The organism is Streptomyces neyagawaensis (genome assembly GCF_023516595.1).
Taxonomy (GTDB): domain Bacteria; phylum Actinomycetota; class Actinomycetes; order Streptomycetales; family Streptomycetaceae; genus Streptomyces; species Streptomyces neyagawaensis.
Map to the genome: position 1 here is coordinate 38,340 of NZ_JAMGBG010000157.1, position 7,033 is coordinate 45,372.

The 7,033-nt window shown below is 73.5% G+C and carries 8 protein-coding genes; 2 read left to right on the forward strand and 6 right to left on the reverse strand.

Annotated features, from left to right (window positions below):
• The 6 genes from M8J73_RS39855 to M8J73_RS39880 form a co-directional block, all read right to left on the reverse strand.
• On the reverse strand, positions 1-645 hold the full coding sequence (locus M8J73_RS39855) for a LytR C-terminal domain-containing protein (protein ID WP_055542932.1): 645 nt from the start codon (positions 643-645) through the stop codon (positions 1-3).
• A 139-nt stretch (positions 646-784) separates the two neighbouring features.
• Complete coding sequence (locus M8J73_RS39860; protein WP_003999914.1) at positions 785-1,081, reverse strand: type II toxin-antitoxin system VapB family antitoxin; 297 nt, start codon at positions 1,079-1,081, stop codon at positions 785-787.
• Positions 1,082-1,266: 185 nt separating this feature from the next.
• Positions 1,267-1,419 carry a hypothetical protein gene (locus tag M8J73_RS39865; protein ID WP_169797952.1) on the reverse strand — a complete coding sequence of 51 codons (153 nt, stop codon included), beginning with the start codon at positions 1,417-1,419 and terminating at the stop codon, positions 1,267-1,269.
• A gap of 84 nt (positions 1,420-1,503) precedes the next feature.
• A complete protein-coding gene (locus tag M8J73_RS39870; RefSeq protein ID WP_249829726.1) occupies positions 1,504-1,842 on the reverse strand; it encodes a hypothetical protein in 339 nt (112 codons plus the stop codon).
• A 430-nt stretch (positions 1,843-2,272) separates the two neighbouring features.
• Positions 2,273-2,866 (reverse strand): HhH-GPD-type base excision DNA repair protein, encoded by a 594-nt coding sequence (locus M8J73_RS39875; protein WP_055542156.1) that lies wholly within the window; start codon positions 2,864-2,866, stop codon positions 2,273-2,275.
• 114 nt (positions 2,867-2,980) lie between these two features.
• Complete coding sequence (locus tag M8J73_RS39880) at positions 2,981-3,739, reverse strand: siderophore-interacting protein (protein ID WP_055542155.1); 759 nt, start codon at positions 3,737-3,739, stop codon at positions 2,981-2,983.
• An 84-nt stretch (positions 3,740-3,823) separates the two neighbouring features.
• Between M8J73_RS39880 and M8J73_RS39885 the strand changes: the two genes are divergently transcribed.
• Together M8J73_RS39885 and M8J73_RS39890 are read left to right on the forward strand one after the other, a co-directional pair.
• Positions 3,824-6,349, forward strand: coding sequence for a penicillin acylase family protein (locus M8J73_RS39885; protein WP_055542154.1), 2,526 nt, complete (start codon positions 3,824-3,826; stop codon positions 6,347-6,349).
• Positions 6,339-6,962, forward strand: coding sequence for a GNAT family N-acetyltransferase (locus M8J73_RS39890; RefSeq protein WP_055542153.1), 624 nt, complete (start codon positions 6,339-6,341; stop codon positions 6,960-6,962). Before M8J73_RS39885 ends, M8J73_RS39890 begins: the two co-directional genes overlap by 11 nt.
• Positions 6,963-7,033: the final 71 nt, after the last annotated feature.

Consider the following 7,033-nt stretch of genomic DNA (forward strand, 5'->3'; position numbering starts at 1 on the left):
TCAGCAGGTCTTCGTCGGAGTGGGCGTCGGCTTGGGCCTGGTCAGTTCGGCCAGGGCCGCGTCGGCGTCCTTCTGCTTGCTGAGGGCCTTGAACCTGGTGCCGATGACGAGGTCGACCTCGGTGGCCTTCTTGCGGCCGTCGGTCTTCAGCCGGGCGCCGGGGAGCTGGGTGTTGAGGACGGGCAGCGCCGTGTCCTCGGCCGCCTTCGCGCCGAGCAGCAGGGCGGTGCCCTTGACCTTCTTGTCGTACTCCTCGGTCGCGTTGCCCACGTTCCCGATGCGGAAGCCGCGTTTCTTCAGTTCCTCGGCGGTGTCCTTGGCGAGCCCGGAGCGGGGTGTCGCGTTGAGGACGTTGACGGTGATCTTCCCGGGCGCCGGGTACGACTCCGGGGTGCCGGACGGCTTGCGGCCCGCCTTGCCCGCTGTCGGGGAGGGGCTCACCCGGGCGGAGCAGTCCGCCTTGGGGCCGGCCGCGGCGGCCTGGTCGTCGCCGCCGGTGAAGACGTCGATGAGCTGCAGGGTTCCCCAGCCGGCCAGGCCCAGCGCGGTCGTGGACGCGACGACCGCGAGCACGAGCCTGCGGCGCCTCTTCGGTCGGCGCAGCCGCGGGTACTTGTCCCCCGTGATCCGGTACTGGCCGCCCATGCCGGGAGGAGTCAGCATGCTCATGGGCGCAGCGTAGTGCCGTTGGGCGGCGATGCCTACTAGATGATCATTGACCGCGCGGCAGTCCAACCCGAAAGGGCCAACCGGTGCCCCGGCCCACCGGAACGTGGGTGTCCGGTCAGTCCAGTTCGAGGACGCGGGCGTGCAGGACCTGGCGCTGCTGGAGGGCCGCGCGTACGGCGCGGTGGAGGCCGTCCTCCAGATAAAGGTCGCCCTGCCACTTCACCACGTGCGCGAAGAGGTCGCCGTAGAACGTGGAGTCCTCGGCGAGGAGGGTCTCCAGGTCCAGCTGCCCCTTGGTCGTCACGAGCTGATCGAGGCGGACCGGGCGCGGCGCGACGTCCGCCCACTGCCGGGTGCTTTCCCGGCCGTGGTCGGGGTACGGCCGGCCGTTTCCGATGCGCTTGAAGATCACACGGAAAGCCTACCGGTCGAGACGTTCCGGGCGCAGCCATGGCGACGGAGTGCGACCCGGGAAAAGGTTCCGTGAATCGGTCAAACGACGCAATCCCTGGGGGTGGATGGCGTGTGATCCCCGCTGTCCTCGCGGTCCGAGTGCCCTGGAACCCGTGGTTCCAGGGCACTCGGGCGGAGCCCGGTTCAGTCGGTTTCGGGGGCCTTCGGGCGGTGTCGTTCCCCGCCCTTCGGGTCCCGGCCGCGTTCCGGGTGCTGCTCGGGGCGTGCCTTGGGTGCGCTGCGCACGGCCTCCGCGCGGAGGAGGGCGCGCAGGACCGTGTACGGGTCGCTGGGCATGGCTGTGGTCCTGTCCTGTGCGGGGTTCTGTGCCGGTGTCCCGCCGCGCTTTCTCGCGGGGGGTGAGCTGCGGGAACGGCTCGCTCAGCAGCGCAGGACCACGGAACGCAGGACGTGCGGGGCGGACGGGGCCCGGGTCGGGGCCGGCGTGAGCGGGGGGCGCTCCGCCGTGGCCGGGGCCGGTGAGGCGGCGGCGGGGGCCGCCGGGCGTGTCGCGGTCGCGGGAGGCTGGTGGTGCCGGGACGGCGGCCGGGGCGCGGTCTCCACGAGGTCGTACTCGACGAGGGCCGTCTCGCCGGCCACGGGCGGCGCGCCACTCGCGTGAGCGGTGCCGTGGGCGGCCGGGAGAACCAGGGCGAGGGCCAGCACGAGCGCACGCAGCCACAGCCGTACGGCGACGGGGGCGTGCGGGGTCGTGCTCACGGTGACTGTCTGCCCGCCGAGCGCCCTTCTCGCATCGAGCCGCCCGAAGAACCCCCTATTCGGCGTACGGGCTGTTCGGCGTACGGGAACCGGCCCCCGAGGAGGGGGCGGAGCGCCCTCCAGGGGCGCGGGGAACTGCGCGCCGCACCCGCCACACAGCCCCGGCCGCCCCACCCCTACGGCGTGTCGACGCCACCCTCGCGCCGAAGGGCCCCGTACGCGACGGCGGCGGAGGCCTGCCCTCCCACCGGCGCGGCTCTCTCACGCGGCGCATGGATCCCCCGCTGACGCGGCTCCCCCGGCCGGCGCGGCGCCCCTCATCTGACGTGGCTTCACTCATCCGGTCTGGCTCGTCCCGCGCGGCGCGGCGCCCCTCATACGGCGCGGCGCCCCTCATGCGGCGCGGCGCCCCTCACCCGGCGCGGCCCCCCTACCCCGCGCTCTGCTTCTTCGCCTTGGCCGCCGCCTTCATCTCCTGCTTGTGTGCCCGGACCTTGGCCAGTGACTCGGGTCCCTTGATGTCGGCCACGGAACGGAAGGAGTCAGGTTCGCCGTACGCCCCCGCCGCCTCCCGCCACCCCTCCGGCTGGACACCGAGCTGCTTGCCGAGGAGCGCGAGGAAGATCTGTGCCTTCTGGCGGCCGAAGCCGGGCAGGGCCTCCAGCCGGGCCAGGAGCTCCCGGCCGGTCCCCGCGTCCTTCCAGACCCCGCTCGCGTCACCGTCGTAGTGCTCCACGAGGTACTGGCACAGCTGCTGGATCCGTTTGGCCATGGAGCCGGGGTAGCGGTGGACCGCCGGCTTGGTGGAGAGGATCTCGGCGAACGACTCCGGGGACATCGCGGCGATCTCGTGCGCGTCGAGGTCGTCCGCGCCGAGCCGTCCGGCGATGGTCGAGGGCCCCTTGAACGCCCACTCCATCGGCACCTGCTGGTCCAGCAGCATGCCGACCAGCGCGGCGAGCGGACTGCGCCCGAGGAGCGCGTCGGCCTCGGGATCCTGGGCGAGGTGAAGGGTGACGTCCATGCCCCGATGATGGCGCGGACCCCGACCCACCGCAGCCCGGCCACCCCTTGGGGCGCCGACCCGTCGCAGCCCGGCCGCCTCCAGGGCGCCGACCCGCCGCAGCTCGGCGTTCGCCTACGGCCGCCAGTACCCCAGTGCCTGTATCCGCTGCTTCGGCAGGCCCAGTTCCTTGCGGAAGTACGTGGTGAGGGAGCGGGTCGTGGCGGTGTCGCAGGCGATCCAGACGTACGGGTCGGGGGTGCCCTCCAGCAACGCGGGGGCGTCCGATCGCACCCGCGTGACGAGGTGCGCGCCGGCGTCCCGGCGGGGGACCGGGCGGAGTTCGTGGTGGTCGGGGTCGCGGCGCAGCGGGAGGCCGCCCACGCCGTCGGACCCGTTCTCGGCCGGGGTCTCGAACCAGATCGTCGTGGGGGTCGAGGGCAGCGCGCCCAGCAGGGAGTTGATGGCCGGGAGCGAGGCCGGGTCGCCGATGGCGAGTATGTGGGAGGGGGCCGGGTCGGGGTCGGTGAAGCCGGTGCCGTGGACGGTCGCCTCGATCGTGTCGCCCGGCTTCGCGGACCGCGCCCAGTCGCTGGCGCGGCCCTCGTGGAGGGCGAACTCCAGGCTGAAGGTCCCGGCGGCCGGGTCGGGGTCGACCAGGGTGTACGCCCGCTGGTGCGGGCGGGCGGCGGCCCCCGTCTCCCGGGTGGGCGCGAACCAGAGCCGTACCCACATCGTGGGGTGGACGCCGGTCGTCGCGAGCATGCCGCCGTCGGTGAGGTGGATGCGCCGGTAGTCGTCGGTGACCTGTTCGGCGCCCGTGACGGTGAAGACGAAGTCCTTCGCGCGCAGCAGTTTGAGGACCGCGCCCTCCCAGCCGTGACCCTGCCCCATGACGCCCGCACCCTTCACGTACGCTTCGCTCAGAATTGCTTAGGTGAGGCTAACCTAAACCACAGTTTCACGTCAGGGACAGACATGAGCACCGAGACCTACCGGGACGCCTGGGGCATCCCCCACCTCCGCGCCGCCGACGCCCGTGCCCTCGCCCGCGCCCAGGGCCGGGTCACCGCACACGACCGGGCCTGGCAACTGGAGGTCGAACGCCACCGGTCCCAGGGCACTTCGGCGGCCTTCCTCGGTGCGGACGCGCTCGGCTGGGACCTGTTCGCGAGACGGGCGAGACTCGACGACACCGCCAGACGCTGCTTCGCCCGGCTGGAGAGACAGGATCCCGGCACCGCCGACTGGGTGCGCGCGTATGTCGACGGGGTCAACGAGGGGCTCGTCGAAGGGGCCCGGCGCGCACCCGAGTTCGAGCGGGTTGGGCTCGCCCCCGGGCGCTGGGAGGACTGGCACCCGCTCGGGGTGTGGCTTGCCACGCACATCCTGTTCGCCGGGTTCCCCGCGAAGCTCTGGCGCGAGGAGGTCGTCCGGCACCTGGGCGCCCACGCGGTGGGCCTGTTCGCCACCGACGGGCTCGGCACCGCCGGCAGCAACGGCTGGCTGGTCGACGGGTCCCGTACGGCCACGGGGCGGGCCGTCATCGCCGGTGACCCACACCGGTTCATCGAGGAACCCGGGGTCTACCAGCAGATCCGCCTCTCCTGCCCCGAGTTCGACGTCGTGGGGCTCGCCGTCCCGGGCATGCCCGGCGTCGCCCACTTCGGCCACACCGGGCACGTGGCCTGGGCGATCACCAACGCCATGGCCGACTACCAGGACCTCTACCGGGAGCGGCTGCGGCGCACCGCGACCGGGGGCGTCGAGGCGCTCGACCCGGACGGGCGGTGGCGCGCCGCGCACCGCCACGTGGAGAGCGTCGAGGTCGCCGGCGGGGCTCCCGTCGAGGTGGAGATCGTCGAGACCGCCCGGGGGCCGGTCGTCATCGGGGACTGCGAGACGGGGGCCGACGCTGACGCGGACACGGCCACCGCCTCGGACACGGCCACCGCCTCGGGCACGGCCACCGCCTCGGGCACGGCCACCGCCTCGGGCACTCACGCCGGCACATACACCGACGCGGACACGGCCACCGCCTCGGACACAGCCACCGCCTCGGGCACTCACGCCGACACATACGCCGACGCGGGCACGCTCACCGCTTCGGCCAACGACGCCGACACAGGCACGGCCATCGACGCCGATGTCGATGTCGATGTCGATGTCGATGCCGACGCCGACACCGGCATCGGCGCGGGCATCGCCTCCGCGGCCGACGCGGGCGCGAGCGCCGCTTCCGGCATCCTCTCCGTCGGTCCCATCAGCCTCCGCTACCCGCCGCGGGTCACCGAGGACCTCGGGATGAGCGCGCTGCTCCCCCTCCTCCGGGCGCGTGAGGTCGCCGATGTGGACCGGGCGCTGGATCTGTGGGCCGAGCCGGTGAACGTCGTGCAGGCCGCGGACACCCGGGGCGGCGTGCTGCACCGGGTGGCGGGGCGGGTGCCGGTCCGGAGCGCGGACAACCGCCAGAGGATCGTTCCTGCCTGGGAGCCGGGCCATGCCTGGGAGGGCTGGCACGAGACGCCGTACGGCACGTTCGAGGACGGGGTCGCCGTCATGGCGAACCAGCGGGGCCCGGCGACCCCGCTCGGCGTGGAGTTCGCGCCGCCCCACCGGGCCGCCCGCATCCGGGAGTTGCTGGCCGAGCGGCCGGTCTGGTCGGCGCCGGACATGCCGGCCATCCACATGGACACGTATCTCGCCTCCGCGGAGCCCCTGCTGGATCACCTGGCCGCCCTCCCCGAGGGCTCCCACGGCTCCGAGGGACTCACCCCTGCCGCCGCCGACCTGCGCGCGCGGCTGCTGGGCTGGGACCGGCGGATGGCGGCCGACAGCGTCGAGGCCACGGCGTACGCGGCGGTGCGCGGCGCGGTCGTACGACGGCTCGCCGCCCAGCCCGCGTTCGCGGCGCTGGCCGCGCCGCCGGGGTACCCGGACGTCTTCCGGCCCTGGCTGTCGCTCACCGTCCGCATCGGGTTCGCGCTCGAACATCTTTTGCGGGCCGAGGAGTTGTACGGGATCGACCGTGCGGGGCTGGTGCGGGAGGCGCTGGAGGAGGTGGCGGGCGGTGCGTTCGGGCCGTGGGCCGACAGCCACCGGCTCGCGCCGTGGCGGGCGCTCGGCCCCACGGACCCGTCCGCCGCGCACGTGGAGCCGGGGCTCGCGGGTGACCACGACTGCGTGTTGTGCACCTCCGCCGTCCCCGGGATCACCGACCTCAGCGCGCGCGGCCCCGCCGCCCGTTACGTCTGGGACCTGGCCCGGCGTGAGGACAGCCTCTGGGTGGTGCCGTTCGGGGCGTCCGGCACGACCGGCTCCGCCCACCACCGCGATCAGCTCCCCCTCTGGCTCCGGGGGGAGCTCGTACCGGTCGTGACCGACTGGGACCGGCTCACCAGGGACACCGGGCTCACCGACCACGGCGAGCACCAGAAGGACAGCCAGGACAGCCAGGACAGCCAGGTCAGCAAGTTCAGCGAGGGGAACGACGATGAGCGTTGACGCGTACGGCGGTCGCGTGGCCGTCCATGAGCAGGTGATCGACGGCTTCGGGACCGTCCGCGTCCTGCCGCTGGACCCGAAGGCCGACGCGGGTGTCGTCCACGGCTGGGTGAGCGAACCCCGGGCCGCGTTCTGGGGCATGAACGGGCTCACCGAGGACCAGGTCCGGGAGGTCTACGACCACCTCGACACCCTCGACACCCACCACGCTTTCCTCGCGGTGCACGACGGCGAGCCCGTCGGACTGCTCCAGACGTACGAGCCGGACGCCGACCGGGTCGGGGAGTGCTACGACGTCGAGCCCGGCGACATCGGCGTGCACGTCCTGCTGGCGCCCGCCGGGCGGGACGGGGTGCGGCCCGGCTGGTCGGCCTCGGTGCTGGCGGCCCTCACGGCGTTCGTACTGGTCGGCCTGGACCGGCGGCGGGTCGTCGTCGACCCGGACGTGCGGAACGAGAAGGCGATCGAGCGATTCCTGCGGCAGGGCTTCGAACGCGGGCCGGTGGTCGTACTGCCGGAGATCGACCTGCCCGACGTGTACCTGCCGGAGAAGCGGGCGCAACTGGCGTTCCTGCGGCGCGAGACGGTGTCGGGGCGGTCGGTTCGGACGTAGCGTGTGCGGGTGACTCCTGAGGACCTGATCGCGCACTACGCGTTGGAGCCCATCCCCCGGGAGGGTGGACG